Origin of the sequence: Dactylosporangium sp. NPDC006015 (genome assembly GCF_040614215.1) — a bacterium.
Classification (GTDB): domain Bacteria; phylum Actinomycetota; class Actinomycetes; order Mycobacteriales; family Micromonosporaceae; genus Dactylosporangium; species Dactylosporangium maewongense.
In genome coordinates this window covers 1-15,202 of sequence record NZ_JBEXUD010000049.1, presented here as the reverse complement: position 1 = coordinate 15,202, position 15,202 = coordinate 1, and the positions used below count along the sequence as shown (strand labels likewise).

Genomic DNA, 15,202 nt, shown 5'->3' with positions numbered 1-15,202 from the left:
TGTCGCTACGGAGCGACCCGTCCCGCCCGGATCAGAGCGACCTGCACCATGTCGACCAGTTCGGTGGCGCGGAAGGGCTTGGCGATCACCGAGGCGTCGGGCCCGAGCTCCACGACGGAGGCGTCGAAGTAGGGCAGGCCGGACATGTACATGATCAACGCGTCGGGGCAGTGCTCCCGTACCACCTCCGCCACCTGCACACCGGAGCCGTCGTTGAGCTTCAGGTCGGTGATCGCCAGGTCGATCGCGGCCGGGTGCTCGACGCAGACCCGCTCCGCCCCGGCGAGCCCCGACGCCGTGAGGACATCGGCGCCGGCGCGGCTGAGCACCCGTTTGACGATCTCGCACAGGTCCGGCTCGTCGTCGACGACGAGGACGCGAAGGTGCTCCAGCATGCCTTCACGATAAGGCGTGGTTGTGCCTGATCTGCCTTACTTCGCCGGGATGCCGGGCCGGATCCGGCGGCGGCTGAACCCGAGGAACACCACCAGCACACATGCCACCACCAGCAGCACCGCCGCGTAGGTCCACCACGCGGGACGTCCGGCGGCCGGCGGCGCCGCGGCGGCCGGCGGCTGCGCCTTGGACGTCAGGAAGTCGGCGGGCGCGGCCGCGGCGCTGGTGCCGACCGGCAGGACGGTCGGCGCCGCCGTCGGCGACGGCGTGCGGGTCGGCTTCGCGGAGGTGCCGGTCTTCGCGCCGGTGGTCACGGTGAACGAGAAGCTGCCGTTGCCGGCCGCGCCGTTGCTCCCGGTGGCCGTGTAGGACACGGTGTAGCTGCCGGGCGCGCCGTCCGGGACGCCGAGCGCGATGCGGGCCGTCTCGTTGCGCACGGTGACGGCGCCGAGGCTGACGGCCGCGCTGTCCGGGCCGGTCAGGATCACCTGGGCGTCCACGATCTTGTCGTTGAACACGAGCTGCAGCACCTGCGGCAGGTGGCCCACTCGGGTCTCCGCGCCCGGTGTGCTGCTCGCGAGCGTGAGACGGGGTGCATATGCGGTGGCAATTGACGGAAACGGCAGGATGCCAAGAATTCCGACAATCATCGCGACGAACACTGTGCTGCGCCTGACCACACCAAGGAATCGCCCGGTCATGGGCGGAAACATTAGTGCATTGGCGTCAGCAATGTGCGGGCGACGGTGTTAGCGTGCCGTTTCATGCAGGGCAGTTGGCGTGAACTGGTGCAAATCAAACGACCTCCGGCGCCGACTCCGGCGAGCCGGCGGCTGCGCCGGATCGTGCTGCTCACCGCGGTGGTGACGCTCGCCGCGGACCTCGTCAACCTCAAATACTCCAGCGAGGGCGGATTCGGGCTCGGGGTGCGGACGTTCTGGGCGATGCTGCGCGCACTCGGATTCCTGTTCCTGATGCGGGAGATCCGCTGGGGCCGGCTCACCGCCCGGCCGTTCGGGCTGATCCTCGCGGTCACCACCGTGTTCGCCTCGGCCCGGCTCGCCCAGCCCCGCGAGGGCGGCTACCTGCCGCCGTGGCAGGTGCTCGCCGCGCTCGCCGTCATCCTGACGCTGTGCACGACCGTGGTCTGGCAGCTGTTCCGCTCGCCGGCGATCGCCGCGCACCTCACCCGCAGGCCGTCGAAGCGGCCGATCCCGGCGTGGGCGCTGACCGCCCGGGTCGCCGCGCTGTCCTACTCGGCGCTGCTGAGCGTGCCGTGCCTGGTCGCCGCCGGGACGCTGTGGGGCGAGCCGCGGCTGCCGCGCTCGACGGCCGTGCCGCTGGTCATCTCGTGGTTCGTGCTCGGCATCGTCGTCGCGTTCGTGGCGTCGCTGATCAGCTTCGCGATGATGTTCGGGCACGCCTGGGCGCGGGTGCTGCTCGCCATGATCAGCGTCTTCGTGCTGCTCGTGCAACCGGCGCTGTGCTGGCTGCTGCTCGGCGTCGACGGCGTCATCCGCGACGGCGTCCCGCTCGTGCTGGCCGCGCTGGTGTGCCTCTACGGGCTGGCGAGATCGGGCACGGGGGTCGCCACGCCGCCGTAGACGCTGATCTTGTGTTCGATGAGGGTCAGGTCGCTCTGCAGGTCGGCGATCCGCTGCAGCACCTCCCGGCGGTGCTGCTCCAGCAGCTCGCGGCGCTCGTCGAACGTCTCCGGGCCGACCCGGCACAGCTCCGCGTACCGGCGCATCCCGGCGATCGGCATGCCGGTGGCCCGCAGGCGGGTCAGGATCCCCAGCATCCCGACATCGCGCTCGGAGTAGCGGCGGTGGCCGTTCCAGTCCCGCTCCGGCGGGTCGAGGAGGCCGGCCCGCTCGTAATACCGCAGCGTGTGCGCGGTCAGGCCGGTCCGCTGCGCCACTTCCGCGATGGTGAGATCCATCGTTTCAGCCTATTTGACTTCGAGCGCGCTCGAAGGGGGAGTGTTGGGGCATGCGACAGCGAACCCTTGGCACTCTGACCACGTCGGCGCTCGGCCTCGGCTGCATGGGGATGAGCGAGTTCTACGGCCCGGGTGACGACGCCGAGTCCATCGCCACCATCCACCGCGCCCTCGACCTCGGCGTGACGCTCCTGGACACCGCCGACATGTACGGCCCGTTCACCAACGAGCAGCTGGTCGGCCGCGCCATCGCCGGGCGCCGCGACGAGGTGACCCTCGCGACCAAGTTCGGCATCCAGCGCGACGGCGACGGCCGCAGCATCAACGGCCACCCCGACTACGTGCGGGCCGCCCTCGACGCGTCGCTCACCCGCCTCGGCGTCGACCACATCGACCTGTACTACCAGCACCGCGTCGACGACCGGGTGCCGATCGAGGACACCTGGGGCGCGCTCAGCGAGGCCGTCGCCGCCGGCAAGGTCCGCCACCTCGGCATCTCCGAGGCGTCGGTCGCCACCGTACGGCGGGCGCACGCCGTGCACCCCGTGACCGCCGGGCAGTACGAGTACTCCCTGTGGAGCCGCGAGCCGGAGGACGGCATCCTCGGCGCGTTCCGCGAGCTGGGCATCGGGCTGGTCGCCTACAGCCCGCTCGGCCGCGGCTTCCTGACCGGCGAGATCACCGACCCGTCGCAGTTCGACCCGTCGGACTTCCGCCGGGTCAACCCCCGCTTTCAGGGTGAGAACTTCCAGCGCAACCTCGACCTGGTCGCCGAGGTCCGCGCCCTGGCCGCCGCGAAGGGCGTCACCCCCGCGCAGCTCGCGCTCGCCTGGGTCCTCGCGCAGGGCGACGACGTCGTGCCGATCCCCGGCACCAAGCGGCGCCCGTACCTCGAACAGAACGTGGCCGCGCTCGACGTCCCGCTGACCGCGGACGATCTCGCCGCGATCGAGAAGCTCTCCATCGCGCAGGATGTGGCCGGCACGAGGTATCCAGCGGCGACGATGGGGTCGCTGAACCGCTGACGATTTCTTCCTGGGTGGCGTTTTGCGGGGAGGTGCTGGCGCCGCCCGGGAGTTCGTCGTATGGTCTTCTGCGTGTCCGCGAACCTGAACCGATGCTGGTGGCCCGCCTGACGAGGCGGCCCACTCCCGCGTGACACCCACATCCGCGGCCGCCGATCCGGCGGTCGCTTTTTCGTTCCCTTCTCGAAGGGGCCGGCCGCCCGGACCGCCGGCCAGACCTGAGAGGGACGACCCGCATGCTGCCCGACCTGAACCGCCCGTTCGCCCTGCTGCGCCGCGAAGGCCGCGACGTCGTCGAGGTGCTCGCCGGCACCGTCGAGACCGTCGAGTCGCTCGCCGACATCCCGTCCGAGTCCCTCTCGCTCGTGCCGTTCCGGCAGGTCCGTGAGCGGGGCTTCGAGTGCGTCGACGACGGCACGCCCCTGTCCGTGCTGCGCATCTCCGCCCGCTCGTCGTGCCCCGTGTCCGACTTCCTCGCTGTACTGCCGGCCGGGCCGGTGTCGCTGCGCGACGGCGCGTTCGACGTGTCCGACGACGAGTACGCCTCCATCGTCTCCGAGGTGCTCCGCGACGAGATCGGCCGCGGCGAGGGCTCCAACTTCGTCATCCACCGCGTCTTCACCGCCGACGTCGACGGTGACCCGGTCGCCGCCGCCCTCGCCGTGTACCGGCGGCTGCTGGAGCGCGAGCGCGGCGCGTACTGGACGTTCCTCGTGCACACCGGCGAGCGCACGCTCGTCGGCGCCACCCCGGAGCGGCACGTCAGCGTCGAGGACGGCCTGGTCATGATGAACCCGATCAGCGGCACGTTCCGGCACCCGGGCGGCGTGCCCGACAAGGAGGCGGTGCTGCGGTTCCTCGCCGACCGCAAGGAGATCGACGAGCTGTCCATGGTCCTGGACGAGGAGCTCAAGATGATGGCGACCGTCGCGACCGAGGGCGGGCAGGTCATCGGCCCGTACCTGAAGGAGATGGCGCACCTCGTCCACACGGAGTACCTCCTCGCCGGCCGCAGCGCCCTGGACGTGCGGGACGTGCTGCGGGAGACGATGTTCGCGCCGACCGTCGTCGGCAGCCCGATCGAGAACGCGTGCCGGGTCGTCGCCCGCCACGAGCGCCGCGGCCGCGGTTACTACGGCGCCGTGCTCGCCCTCATCGGCACCGACGAGGCCGGCCGGCAGACCCTGGACGCGCCGATCCTCATCCGCACCGCCGAGATCTCCTCGGCCGGGCGCCTGCGGGTGCCGGTCGGCGCCACCCTCGTGCGGCACTCGACCCCCGAAGGGGAGGTGCGCGAGACCCACACGAAGGCCGCCGGCGTGCTGACCGCGCTCGGCCTGGGCGCCGCCGCGGCCTCCGGCCCCGTCCCGGCCGCGCCGCTGCTCGCCGCGGACCCCGCCGTGCAGGGCGCCCTCGTCGCCCGCAACGCCACCCTCGCGCCGTTCTGGCTCCAGGACCACCACACGCGGTCGCTCGCGACGCCCGCGCTCGCCGGCCGGCGGGTCCTCATCGTCGACGCGGAGGACACCTTCACCGGCATGCTGCACCACCAGTTGCGGATCCTCGGCCTGGACGTCGTCCTGCAGAAGTACACGGCGGTCACCACGCTGGACGGCTACGACCTCGTCGTGCTCGGCCCCGGCCCGGGCGACCCGCGGCGCGTCGAGGAGCCGAAGATGGCCGCCATGCGGGCCGTCGCCGAGCAGCTGCTCGACTCCGGCACGCCGACGCTGGCCGTGTGCCTCGGCCACCAGCTGCTGTCGGGGCTGCTGGGCCTGCCCCTGCGCCGCAAGGCCAACCCGTACCAGGGCATGCAGCGCGACATCGTGTTCTTCGGCCGCCCCACGACCGTCGGCTTCTACTCCACCTTCACCGCCACGCACCCGGACGACCGTTTCAGCAGCGCCTACGGTGAGGTGGAGCTGTCCCGCGACCCGGCCAACGGCGACGTCCACGCGCTGCGCGGCCCCACCTTCGCCGGCGTCCAGTTCCACCCCGAGTCGGTCCTGAGCTACGACGGCATCGACCTGCTGCGCGGCCTGCTCACCACCCTCCTGCCGGCCCCCGCCGTGTCGTAGCCGCGCCATGTCCCGTGCCGGCGGCCCCGGGCCTGCTCCCGGACGCCGCCGGCACGCGGCCCGCCGTCCTTCTTCCGGCGCTGTCCCGGTGCGTCGCGCCGGGGTGTGTCGCGGGGGGCCGCGGTGGGTACCGGGCGGTCGTGATGCGTGCGGTGCGGGTGGTCCTGCGGTTCTTCCGCGGCCGGGACCTCAACCTGCACGCGGGCGCCGTCACGTTCTACGGCGCCGTCGCCGTCGTGCCCGTCGCGCTGCTCACCATCAAGCTCGCCGGGCTCATCGCCGGCACCGGCCGGGTCCGCGAGCTGGCCGGGCCGGTCATCGCCGCCATGCCCGACCGTCTCGGCGCCGGCCACGCCACCGCCGTGCTCGTCGACGCCGGGCTCGGCATGTCGTGGCCGCTGACCCTGATCGCGCTCGTCCCCGCCACCTGGTACGGCGAAGGCCTCCGCCGCGCGTTCGTCTCGCTCACCGAGTCCGGCTCGCCCGCGGGCTGGCGCGGGCGGCTGCTCATCCTGCCCGTCCTCGCCGCCGCGCCGGCGCTGCTGCTCGGCCTCCTCCTCGTGCTGCCCGGCGCCGCACGTCGCTTGCAGGAAGGCGGGTGGTCGAGTGTGACGGCGGTCGTCGTGTCGTTCCTCGCCACCTGGCTCGCGCTCAGCCCGGCGTTCGTCATGGTGTACCGCTGGTGCGCCCCACCGAGCCCCGCCTGGGTGCCGACGGTCGTGGTCGGCTCGTTCACCGCGGCGAACGTCTCGGGCTTCGCGCACGGGTTCGTGCTGTTCTGGTCGCTGCCCCTCGACCTCGGCGCACCCTTCGGCGGCCTGGACGCGGTCGGCGCGACCGTCGCCGTGCTGCTGTGGCTGTACCTGTTCCACCTGCTGACACTCATCGGATACGGCGCGACCCTCCAGGCCGCCCGCTGGTGGGCCTTGCGCTCCGCCGCCCCGTGAACGATGCTTCCGAGGAATTCTCACCATTGGGGGCCGGAATGCGGGACCGCCGGGCAAGACTCAGCGTCGCGGTGGCGTACCTGGTCCAGGGCTTCTGCTTCGCCGCCCTGCTGACCCAGGTCGGCGTGCTGCAGGAGAAGTTCGGCTTCTCCGACGGCGAGCTCTCCCTGGTCCTGCTCGCCGTCCCGGTCGTCGCCGGCGTCGGCAGCGTCCTCGCCGGCCTGCTGTCCGCCCGCTTCGGCAGCTCGCCCGTGCTGCGCGCCGGCGGCCCCGGCGTCGCCCTCGCCATCACCGCCGTCGGCCTCGCCGGCCAGGCCTGGCAGCTGTACGTCGCGCTCGCCTTCGTCGGCCTCATGCTCGGGTTCGTCGACGCCACGATGAACATGCAGGGCGTCAGCGTCGAGCGCCGCTACGGCCGCCCCGTCCTCAACTCGTTCCACGCCGTCTGGAGCGTCGGCGCCATCCTCGGCGCGCTCGCCACCGCCGGCACGTCCCGCCTCGGCTGGTCGATCGGCGCGTCCCTCGCCGCCGTCGCGGCCGTCGGCGCGCTGCTGGCCCTCGCCGCGGGCCCCTGGCAGCTGCGCCGCGCGGAGGAGGTCGCGGACGTGCCACCGGGTGCCGACACCGCCGTCCCGTGGCGCCCCGTCATCCTCGTCGGCATCGCGATGATGCTCATGTTCATCGCCGACTCCGCCGTCTCCAACTGGAGCACGGTCTTCCTCGACCACGCGTTCTCGGCCAGCACCAGCGTCGCCGCCCTCGGCCTCGCCGCCTACCAGGCCACCATGCTCGTCGGCCGCACCGCCGGCGACCTCGTCGTGCGCCGCTTCGGCCCCGTCGGCGTCGTCGCCGTCGGGGGCGTGGTCGGCGGCCTGGGCCTGGGCCTCGTCGCCGCCTCCCAGTCGGCGGCGATGGGCATCGCCGGCTTCGCCGTCGTCGGCATCGGCCTGTCGCTCGTCGTCCCGCAGTCCTTCTCCGCCGCCGGCCGCCTCGACCCGGCCGGGACCGGCGTCGCGATCGCCCGCGTCAACCTCTTCAACTATGTCGGCTTCGTCGTCGGCGCCGGCCTGATCGGCGCGGTCGCGGAGAGCGCGTCCCTGCGCCTGGCCTTCGTCGTGCCGGCGGTCCTCGCCGCGGGCATCGTCGCCCTGGCCCCGGCCTTCCGCACGAAGGCATCTGTCTCCGCCGCCGAGGTCCCGGCCCCCGTCGCCAACTGACCGGCCTCCTGCTTCCGGCCTCCTGCTTCCGCGCCCGCTCGGCGTCGTGGTGCTGCACCGGCGCTGCGCTCCTCGCGTGTGCCGTGATCCGGTAAAGGTTGTGCGTTCGTGGGGTGCACACCGCCAGGTCTTGTGGACCCGCGGCGTCAGGGCTGGTGGGCGGTGGCGCTGACCTTCTCCGCGGCGGCCGCGACCGAGCTGCGGGTGGTGGCCGCGAGGCTCGTCTGCTCGTGCAGCGACGCCTCGACCTCGCGCTGGGCGGCGGCGACCGAGCCGAGCCGGTCCGCGACCCCGCCGACCGCGTTCGCCGCCGCGAGCGCGCCGGCGGTGACCTGGCCGACGGTCGTCTCGATCCGGCCGGTCGCGGCGGCGGTCTGCGCGGCGAGGTCCTTGACCTCGTTGGCGACCACGCCGAAGCCCTTCCCGGCCTCACCGGCGCGGGCGGCCTCGATCGTCGCGTTCAGGGCGAGCAGCTTCGTCTGGTCCGCGACCGCCTGGATGAGGCCGGCGACGGTGGCGATGTCGGCGATCGCGGTCTCCAGCTCGCCGATGACGGTGCGCGCGTGGTTGGAGTCGTTGAGCGCCGCCTCGACGTCGGTGACGGCGTCCCGCACGGCGCCGGTCATCCCCGCCAGCTTCTGCTCGAACGACTCCATCGCCGCGCCGGCCTCGGCGCCGAGCCGCACACCGGCGTCGGCGACGTCGGCGAGGACGGTCTCGAGGCGCCGGCCGAGGCGTTCGCTGTGCTCGACCTGCTCCGCGGCGTTGCTCGCGGCCGCCTCCTCGCGCCGGGTGGCGTCGTCGGCGGCGGCCCGCAGCGCCGTCTGGTTCTCCGCGGCGACGCGCGCCCGCTCGGCGTCGACCTCGGCCTCCGCGTTGGCGGCGAACCTCCAGTACACCAGCTGCGTCAGGCACATCGCGAGGACGAACCCGGCGTGCAGCAGCACGAACAGGATCGGATGGTCGCGCGCCTGCGGGCTGCTGAACAGCATGTCCGGCATGGTCGCGGCGACGAGGAGGTGGTGCGCCGCGACCAGCAGGACGGCGACCAGCAGCGTGACCCAGTCCTGATACAGGCTGACCAGCCCGACCACGACGAAGAAATGGAAGTGCAGGTCGGTGAGGCCGTTGCCGGCGTGCACGAGCGCCGCGGCGGCGAGCACGAGACCCGTCGACACGGCGACCGCCGAGCCGCGCCTGCTGCGGGCGACGCCGCCGGCGATCGCGCAGATCAGCACGCCCGCGTTCGCCGACCAGACGAGCCACCCGCCGTCGTGCGCGTGCGCGCCGACGACGGTGTGCCCGTTGACGAGGCTGAGGACGACGAGCACCGGCAGGTGCAGCGCCAGCACCAGCCGCAGCGCCCGGTGCCGCGACTGGAAGGCCGCGTCGCTGAGGCGGACCTTCGGCATGAGCCACGCGAGCACTCCGGGCATGACCTGTGACGCTCCCTCTGGACGGCGGACCCCTGTGGTCCTCGTGGAGGACCCAACCATCCATCGGCCTCCCGACGCGGATCTGAAGGTCGTTCGCCAGGAGGATGATCCCCGCCGCCGCGGGCAAGGGTCATCCGGCCTCGGCGAGCATCGCTGCGACCTCGGCGGGAGCCGGCAGCCCCTCGGTGTCGCCGGCCGACGCGACCACCCTGGCCGCGAACCGGGTGCCCAGCAGCGCCGCGCCGCGCGGCCCGGTCCCGGCGAGGCGGGCGGCGAGGTAGGCGCCCGCGAACGCGTCCCCCGCGCCGACGGGGTCGACCACCCGGACCGCCGCGGACGGCAGGTGCGCCGGCGTGTCGCCGCCGTCGTGCCAGCAGCCGTCGGCGCCGGCCTTCAGCACCACCTCCCGCACGCCGGCGGCCTTGGCCCGGGCGAAGACCTCCCCGGGGTCGTCCGTGCCGAAGAGGGGCACCGCCTCGTCCATCCCGAGGAGGAGGTACGCCGTCAGCGGCAGCAACGCGGTCACGACACCGGCCGCGTCCAGCCCGGGCCGCAGGTTCGGGTCGACGGCGACGGGTATGCCCCGCGCGTGCGCCTCGCGGGCCAGCCGCAGCACCGCCCGCCGCGGCCCGTCGCCGAGCGCGGCGGTCAGCCCGGACACCGCGACCAGGTCGGGCCCGGCGGCCAGAGCCCGGTCGGCGTCGGCCTCGTCGAGGGCGGACGCCGCCGAACCGGCCCGGTAGTAGTGGACCCGCCGCGCACCGTCGGGCCGGACGTCCTTCACGAACACGCCCGTCGGCCGGGTGCCGTCGACGGCGACGAGACCGGCGGCGACGCCGAGCCCTTCCGCGGCCGCCACGACCCGCCGCCCGAACGGGTCGTCGCCGACCCGGCTGCAGAACGCCGCCCGCGCCCTGGCCCTGGCCGCCGCGGCGAGCAGGTTCAGCTCGGCGCCGGCCACGTGCACCGACGCCGTCGCGCACTCCTCCAGGGGGAGGAGGTCGGCGGGCTGGAAGAGCACCATCGCCTCGCCGAGCCCCACGATCAGCCCGCTCACCCGATCCACCTCCCGCGACCGCCCGCACCCCGGACAACGGCGGTCACGGGAGCCACCTCGCGCGGAGGTCGGGGCGGAGGAACGCGGCCGGGGAGGCGATCGACAGGCCGCCGTCGACGGGAAGGCAGGCGCCCGTGACGAACCCGGCGGCCGGTGACGCCAGGAACGCCACCGCGGACGCCACCTCCTCGGGGCGGCCGACGCGGCGCAGCGGGTAGCCCTCGGCGGCGGCGGGGAGGTCGTCGCCGCCGATGAGACCCGGCGCGACCGCGTTGACGCGGATGCCGCGCGGGCCGTACTCGAGGGCGAGCTGGCGCACCAGGCCGTCCAGGCCCGCCTTCGCCGCCGCGTACGAGGGCAGGCCGGGGGCGGCGAGGAAGCTGTTCACGGAGGTGACCGCGACGATGCTGCCGCCGGAAGGCAGGTGCGGCAGCGCCGCCCGGCAGGCGTAGAAGGCGCCCGAGAGCGTCACGTCGATCGCGGCGCGCCACTGGTCGTCGGTCTGGGTCTCGGCGGGGGCGACCGGCATGACCGCGGCGGCGAGGACGAGCACGTCGAGCCGGCCGAACAGGTCCACGGCCCGGCCGACCACGTCCGCCGCGCCGTCGGGGGTGGAGCAGTCGGCCGCCCAGCTCGCCTCGAACGCCGGATCCCCGGTGGTGTCCAGGGCGGCGCCCGCGACCCGGTCGCCGGCGAAGGCCCGCCCGATCGCGAGCCCGATCGGCGACGTCGCCCCGATGACCAGCACGCCCCTCACCGGGCGCTCCCTGAACTGTGGCGGCCGTCCGGGACGCCGCTCATCGGGCCGGTCCTGACAGGCCGAGGTCGTCCAGGATCACGTCCAGCGCGGCCAGGGTCGCCGGGTCGGCGTCCACGGCGGGCGCGCGGACCGTCGTGGAGTCGATGACGCCCCGCCGGTGCAGCACGTGCTTGTGGATCGACCACGCGATCCCCGGCTGCAGCCCGAAGCGGATCAGCGGCAGCAGCCGGTTGAACCCTTCCCGCGCCTCCCGGAGCGACCCCGCCTGGTACGCGCGGAGGACCGGGACGAGCAGGTCCGGGAACTCGCTCGCGGGCATGGTGCCGACGGCGCCGCGGGCGTACTCCTCCAGGACGAACAGCGCGTTCTGGCCACCGAGGACGAGGAAGTCGGCGGCGGTCGCGTCGATGACGGCGCCGACCTTCGGGGCGGTCGGCTGGGTCTCGACCTTCACCGAGTCGACGCCGTCGAGCTTCGACAGCTCGACGATGAGCGGCACGGGCAGGTTGACGCCGGTGGAGGCGGGCGCGTCCTGCACCATCACCGAGAGCCCTCCGGCCCCGGCCACCGCACCGTAGAAGTCGACGATCTGGGCCGGGGACGGCTTCACCATGAACGGCGGGATCAGCATCGCCACGCTGGCACCGGCGTCCGCCGCGGCCCGGCACTGGTCGATCGCGTCGCCGGTGCCGGTCGCCGACACGCCGGCGACGATCGGCAGGGTCGGGCCCAGCGCGTCCCGTACGACGGCGAGAACGGCGGCCCGCTCGGCCGTGGTCAGCGTGAAGCCCTCGCTGGCGAAGCCGAACACGGCCACGCCGTCCACACCCGCGGCGGCGGAGAACTCGACGAGCCGGCGCAGGCTGGACGTGTCCAGGGAGCCGTCGGGGTGGAACGGGGTGGCGAGCACGGGAATCAGCCCGCGCACGTCGGTGGACCGGCTCACGACGCCGCCTGCGGCGTCGTCGCGAGCTGAATCTGTGCTTGCTGATGAGCGGCCCGAGCCGCTCCGCTGGCCACTCACGACGCCGCCTGCGGCGTCGTCGCGAGCTGAATCTGTGCTTGCTGATGAGCGGCCCGAGCCGCTCCGCTGGCCACTCACGGCGCCGCCTGCGGCGTCGTCGCGAGCTGAATCTGTGCTTGCTGGCCACTCATTGGTCCTCCAGAAGGGCGGTGATGTCGACGTCGACGCCGAGGCCCGGCGCGGTCGGCAGGTGGAACGACCCGGGTCCGCCGGTCAGCGGCCGGGTGAGGATGCGGTTGGCGACGGGGAACGGGCCGGGCTGGAACTCGAAGACCGGCATCGCCTCGATCGCGGCGGCGACGTGGATGCCAGCGGCGAGGACGACGCCGAGCCCGACGGAGTGGTGCGGCGCCACCGGCACGTGGTGCACGGAGGCGATCTCCGCGATGGCCATGGCCTCGGTGATGCCGGTGCGGCCGACGTCGGGCTGCGCGAGGTCCAGGGCCCGCTCCTGCAGCCACAGCTTGAACTCGAACCGGTTGCGCAGCGTCTCGCCGACGGCGACGGGGGTGACGAGCGCGGCGGCGAGTTCCTGGTGGCCGTCGACGTCCTCGGGTGCGAGGGGTGCCTCCAGGAACCAGGCGCCGCGGGCGTCGAGGGCCTTGCCGAGGCGCAGCGCGTCGGCGAGGTCGTAGGCCCAGTGCGCGTCGACGGCGACCCGCATCCCGGTCGCGGCGACCGCGTCGAACGTGGCCAGGTCCTCCTCCACCCCACGGCCGAGGTGGAGCTTCACCGAGGTTGCACCCTGTGCAAGCCAGTTGCGGGCGAGCTCGGCCCGCTCGGCGTCGGTCGCGACGGGCAGGCCCGAGACGTAGGTCGGCACGGTGTCGCGGTAGGCCCCGCCGAGCAGCGCGTGCACGGGCAGCCCCGCCGCCTTGCCGGCCAGGTCCCACAGGGCGATGTCCACCGCCGCCAGGGCGTCCGCCTGGTGGCCGACGAGGTGGCCGCGCTCCCGCATGAGGCCGGTGAGCCTGGTCCACATCGGCCGGACCCGCCGCGGGTCCTGCTTCAGCAGCGCGGGCGCCAGCAGCCGGTCGACGATGGCCTGCACGATCTCGGGCCCGACGGGTGCGAGCGCCTCGCCCCAGCCCACCGTGCCGTCGTCGCAGGTGATCCTGACGAGGAGCGTCTCGTAACGATCCGAGTACAGGCTGCGCCAGGGCGGCCGGAGGTAATAGGCGGATTCTTCGGGATTCGAGCGCGTGGCGGCGCCCAGGTAGACGTCCTCCCCGCGCAGCTTGAGCGGGAAGGTCGTCACGTCAACGATCCTCACGGGGCACCCCCGCTGTGCGGTTGACCACTTGCAGCATGCGGGATATCTTGCCGTATCACGCAAGCAACTTCCAGAGAGGGTCCTGATGGCTTCGGATGTCGGAAGCAACCAGAGCGTCGAGCGGGCGCTGACGGTGCTGCGGGTCTTCACGGCCGGCCGCTCCGAGCTGCGCGTCTCCGACGTCGCCAAACTCGCAGACCTTGGACTCTCCACCGCGTCCCGCCTGCTCGCAACCCTGGAGGCGGCCGGCTTCGTCGACCGCGACCCGGTCAGCGGGCTCTACCGGCTCGGCCTGGACACGGTCAGCCTCGGTGGCGCCGTGCTCAACAGCCACCCCGTGCACCGCGAGGCGCGGCAGATCGCCCAGAACCTGGCGGCCGACCTGGGCCTCGGCGTCAACGTCGCGGTCCGCCGCGACGCCAGCCTCTTCTACCTGCTCAACTTCGAGGGCCGGCAGGCGCCGCGATCCTTCGTGCTCGCCGGCCAGCGCAACCCGCTGCACGCCACCGGCCTGGGCAAGTCGCTGCTGACCGGCCTCACGCCGGTCGAGCGGCGCGGGCTGCTGCCGCCGAGCGCCCTGGTCGGCTACACGCCCCGCACGATCACCACCCACGAGAAGCTTGACGCCGAGCTCGAGCTGACCGCCGCCCGCGGCTACGGCTCCGAGCTGGAGGAGCTGGCGCTCGGCCGCGCCTGCGTCGCCGCCCCGATCCGCGACGGCGCCGGCACCGTCGTCGCCGCGCTGTCGGTGTCGGGCCCGCTCTCCGCAATCGACTTGCAGAGCCGCGAGGTCGCGCTGTCCCGGATGGTCATCGAGGCGGCCGACTCGATCAGCATCGGCCTCGGCTACGTCGGGCCGGCGCACCACCCGAGCGCGGTGTCGCTGTGAAGGACCGGACGTTCGGGTTCCTGCTGACCCTGCCGGCGCTCGCGCTGCTCGGCGCGGTCGTGCTGTATCCGCTGATCGGGTCCCTGTCCACCAGCCTGTTCAACCAGAGTCTGGTGCTGCCGGGCCGCTCCTTCGCCGGCTTCGACAACTTCGCCGAGGTGCTGGAGCGCAACTTCTGGCCGGTCCTGGAGCACACGGTCGTCTTCACCGTCGGCTCGACCGTCGTGCCCGTCGTCATCGGCTTCGCCCTCGCCCTGGCGCTCAACACGAGACTGCGCGGCCGGGCGGTGCTGCGCGGCCTGTTCCTGATGCCCTGGGTGATCCCCGGCGTCGTCGTGTCGTTCGTCTGGATGTGGATCTTCAACGCCAACTACGGCCTGCTCAACGGGCTCCTCACGAGCATGCACCTGATCGACGAGCCGATCGTCTGGCTCGGTAGCCCCGGCACCGCGATGGCCGCCGTCATCGTGGCCAAGAGCTGGGCGAGCTTCCCGTGGATCATGGTGATGCTGCTCGCCGGGCTGCAGACCGTCCCGGCGGCGCTGCACGAGGCCGCGGCACTCGACGGCGCCGGAGCGGTCAACCGCTTCTGGCACGTGACGCTGCCGCACCTGCGCGGGATCCTCGGCATCGTCGTGCTGCTCGAGGTGATCTGGAACGTGCAGCACTTCGACATGATCTATGTGCTCACCAACGGCGGGCCGGCCGGCTCCACCACCACGTTCGCCGTCGCCGTGTACGACACCGCGTTCAAGGCCTTCGACCTCGGCAAGGCCAGCGCCCTCGGCGCCCTGTGGCTGGTGCTCATCCTCGCCCTTGTCGTCGTCTACGTGCGGGTGTCCGAGCGGGGTGAGCCGGCATGAGCGCACCCACGCTGGTCAAGGAGTCGCCGGTGGTCGTCCCGCCGAAGGACGTGGTCCGCAAGCGCCGTGCGGGCCGGCTGTTCGGCCCTGCCACCACGGTCGCACTGATCGGCATCTTCGCCTTCGGGCCGGTCTACTGGGTGCTCGTCACGGCGCTGACCCCGACGCACGAGGTGTTCCGGTTCCCGCCGCGGCTCTTTCCGGAGCACCTCACGTTCGAGCACTTCACCGCGATCCTCGACAACGCGAAGCTGCTGCGGTACCTCACCAACAGCCTCATCGTGTCCACCGTGAC

The 15,202-nt window shown here is 73.2% G+C and carries 15 protein-coding genes and 1 pseudogene; 8 read left to right on the top strand and 8 right to left on the bottom strand.

Translation table 11 applies throughout. From position 1 onward, the window contains the following. Positions 1–5: 5 nt before the first annotated feature. Positions 6–395 (bottom strand): response regulator, encoded by a 390-nt coding sequence (locus ABZ321_RS48015; RefSeq protein ID WP_354903083.1) that lies wholly within the window; start codon positions 393–395, stop codon positions 6–8. A 36-nt stretch (positions 396–431) separates the two neighbouring features. After that, on the bottom strand, positions 432–1,046 hold the full coding sequence (locus tag ABZ321_RS48010) for a copper resistance protein CopC (protein ID WP_344503236.1): 615 nt from the start codon (positions 1,044–1,046) through the stop codon (positions 432–434). Between the two features lie 138 nt (positions 1,047–1,184). On the opposite strand from ABZ321_RS48010, the gene ABZ321_RS48005 reads away from it, so the two are divergent. Further along, a complete protein-coding gene (locus tag ABZ321_RS48005) occupies positions 1,185–2,000 on the top strand; it encodes a hypothetical protein (RefSeq protein ID WP_354903082.1) in 816 nt (271 codons plus the stop codon). On the opposite strand, the gene ABZ321_RS48000 is transcribed toward ABZ321_RS48005, so the two are convergent. After that, positions 1,955–2,338, bottom strand: coding sequence for a MerR family transcriptional regulator (locus ABZ321_RS48000; RefSeq protein WP_354903081.1), 384 nt, complete (start codon positions 2,336–2,338; stop codon positions 1,955–1,957). The two genes, ABZ321_RS48005 and ABZ321_RS48000, sit on opposite strands and share 46 nt — an antisense overlap. Positions 2,339–2,388: 50 nt before the next feature. Between ABZ321_RS48000 and ABZ321_RS47995 the strand changes: the two genes are divergently transcribed. From ABZ321_RS47995 to ABZ321_RS47980, 4 genes are all read left to right on the top strand, one after another. Beyond that, positions 2,389–3,363: an aldo/keto reductase gene (locus ABZ321_RS47995; RefSeq protein WP_354903080.1), complete on the top strand. Its 975-nt coding sequence runs from the start codon at positions 2,389–2,391 to the stop codon at positions 3,361–3,363. Between the two features lie 236 nt (positions 3,364–3,599). After that, positions 3,600–5,441 (top strand): anthranilate synthase family protein, encoded by a 1,842-nt coding sequence (locus tag ABZ321_RS47990; RefSeq protein WP_344502822.1) that lies wholly within the window; start codon positions 3,600–3,602, stop codon positions 5,439–5,441. A 143-nt stretch (positions 5,442–5,584) separates the two neighbouring features. Beyond that, entirely contained in the window at positions 5,585–6,388 is an 804-nt protein-coding gene (locus ABZ321_RS47985) for a YhjD/YihY/BrkB family envelope integrity protein (RefSeq protein WP_354903132.1), read from the top strand. A gap of 38 nt (positions 6,389–6,426) precedes the next feature. Next, on the top strand, positions 6,427–7,605 hold the full coding sequence (locus ABZ321_RS47980; RefSeq protein WP_354903078.1) for an MFS transporter: 1,179 nt from the start codon (positions 6,427–6,429) through the stop codon (positions 7,603–7,605). A 146-nt stretch (positions 7,606–7,751) separates the two neighbouring features. Here the strand turns inward: ABZ321_RS47980 and ABZ321_RS47975 are convergent, their stop codons facing one another. The 5 genes from ABZ321_RS47975 to ABZ321_RS47955 all read right to left on the bottom strand — a co-directional run bounded on the left by ABZ321_RS47975 (position 7,752) and on the right by ABZ321_RS47955 (position 13,140). Further along, positions 7,752–9,041, bottom strand: coding sequence for a methyl-accepting chemotaxis protein (locus ABZ321_RS47975; RefSeq protein ID WP_354903076.1), 1,290 nt, complete (start codon positions 9,039–9,041; stop codon positions 7,752–7,754). 130 nt (positions 9,042–9,171) lie between these two features. Beyond that, on the bottom strand, positions 9,172–10,098 hold the full coding sequence (locus ABZ321_RS47970) for a sugar kinase (protein WP_354903075.1): 927 nt from the start codon (positions 10,096–10,098) through the stop codon (positions 9,172–9,174). A 43-nt stretch (positions 10,099–10,141) separates the two neighbouring features. Next, the gene (locus ABZ321_RS47965) at positions 10,142–10,855 is read right to left on the bottom strand and encodes an SDR family oxidoreductase (protein ID WP_354903074.1); all 714 of its coding nucleotides are present in this window, start codon (positions 10,853–10,855) and stop codon (positions 10,142–10,144) included. Between the two features lie 40 nt (positions 10,856–10,895). Further along, a complete protein-coding gene (locus tag ABZ321_RS47960) occupies positions 10,896–11,804 on the bottom strand; it encodes a dihydrodipicolinate synthase family protein (RefSeq protein ID WP_354903073.1) in 909 nt (302 codons plus the stop codon). Positions 11,805–12,009: 205 nt separating this feature from the next. Then, positions 12,010–13,140, bottom strand: coding sequence for a mandelate racemase/muconate lactonizing enzyme family protein (locus ABZ321_RS47955; RefSeq protein ID WP_344502814.1), 1,131 nt, complete (start codon positions 13,138–13,140; stop codon positions 12,010–12,012). 100 nt (positions 13,141–13,240) lie between these two features. Between ABZ321_RS47955 and ABZ321_RS47950 the strand changes: the two genes are divergently transcribed. The 3 genes and pseudogenes from ABZ321_RS47950 to ABZ321_RS47940 all read left to right on the top strand — a co-directional run. Further along, entirely contained in the window at positions 13,241–14,044 is an 804-nt protein-coding gene (locus ABZ321_RS47950) for an IclR family transcriptional regulator (protein ID WP_344502813.1), read from the top strand. After that, positions 14,041–14,907, top strand: coding sequence for a sugar ABC transporter permease (locus ABZ321_RS47945; RefSeq protein WP_344502812.1), 867 nt, complete (start codon positions 14,041–14,043; stop codon positions 14,905–14,907). The genes ABZ321_RS47950 and ABZ321_RS47945 overlap by 4 nt, the downstream gene beginning before the upstream one ends. Beyond that, a pseudogene (locus tag ABZ321_RS47940) lies at positions 14,904–15,202 on the top strand (hypothetical protein); the annotation flags it as partial. The gene ABZ321_RS47945 and the pseudogene ABZ321_RS47940, both read left to right, overlap by 4 nt.

Bases quoted from the DNA above. Each gene is read 5' to 3' on its own strand.
- ABZ321_RS48015 (WP_354903083.1), bottom strand. From the start codon at position 395: ATGCTGGAGCACCTTCGCGTCCTCGTCGTCGACGACGAGCCGGACCTG.
- ABZ321_RS48010 (WP_344503236.1), bottom strand. From the start codon at position 1,046: ATGATTGTCGGAATTCTTGGCATCCTGCCGTTTCCGTCAATTGCCACC.
- ABZ321_RS48000 (WP_354903081.1), bottom strand. From the start codon at position 2,338: ATGGATCTCACCATCGCGGAAGTGGCGCAGCGGACCGGCCTGACCGCG.
- ABZ321_RS47995 (WP_354903080.1), top strand. From the start codon at position 2,389: ATGCGACAGCGAACCCTTGGCACTCTGACCACGTCGGCGCTCGGCCTC.
- ABZ321_RS47990 (WP_344502822.1), top strand. From the start codon at position 3,600: ATGCTGCCCGACCTGAACCGCCCGTTCGCCCTGCTGCGCCGCGAAGGC.
- ABZ321_RS47985 (WP_354903132.1), top strand. From the start codon at position 5,585: ATGCGTGCGGTGCGGGTGGTCCTGCGGTTCTTCCGCGGCCGGGACCTC.
- ABZ321_RS47980 (WP_354903078.1), top strand. From the start codon at position 6,427: ATGCGGGACCGCCGGGCAAGACTCAGCGTCGCGGTGGCGTACCTGGTC.
- ABZ321_RS47975 (WP_354903076.1), bottom strand. From the start codon at position 9,041: ATGCCCGGAGTGCTCGCGTGGCTCATGCCGAAGGTCCGCCTCAGCGAC.
- ABZ321_RS47950 (WP_344502813.1), top strand. From the start codon at position 13,241: ATGGCTTCGGATGTCGGAAGCAACCAGAGCGTCGAGCGGGCGCTGACG.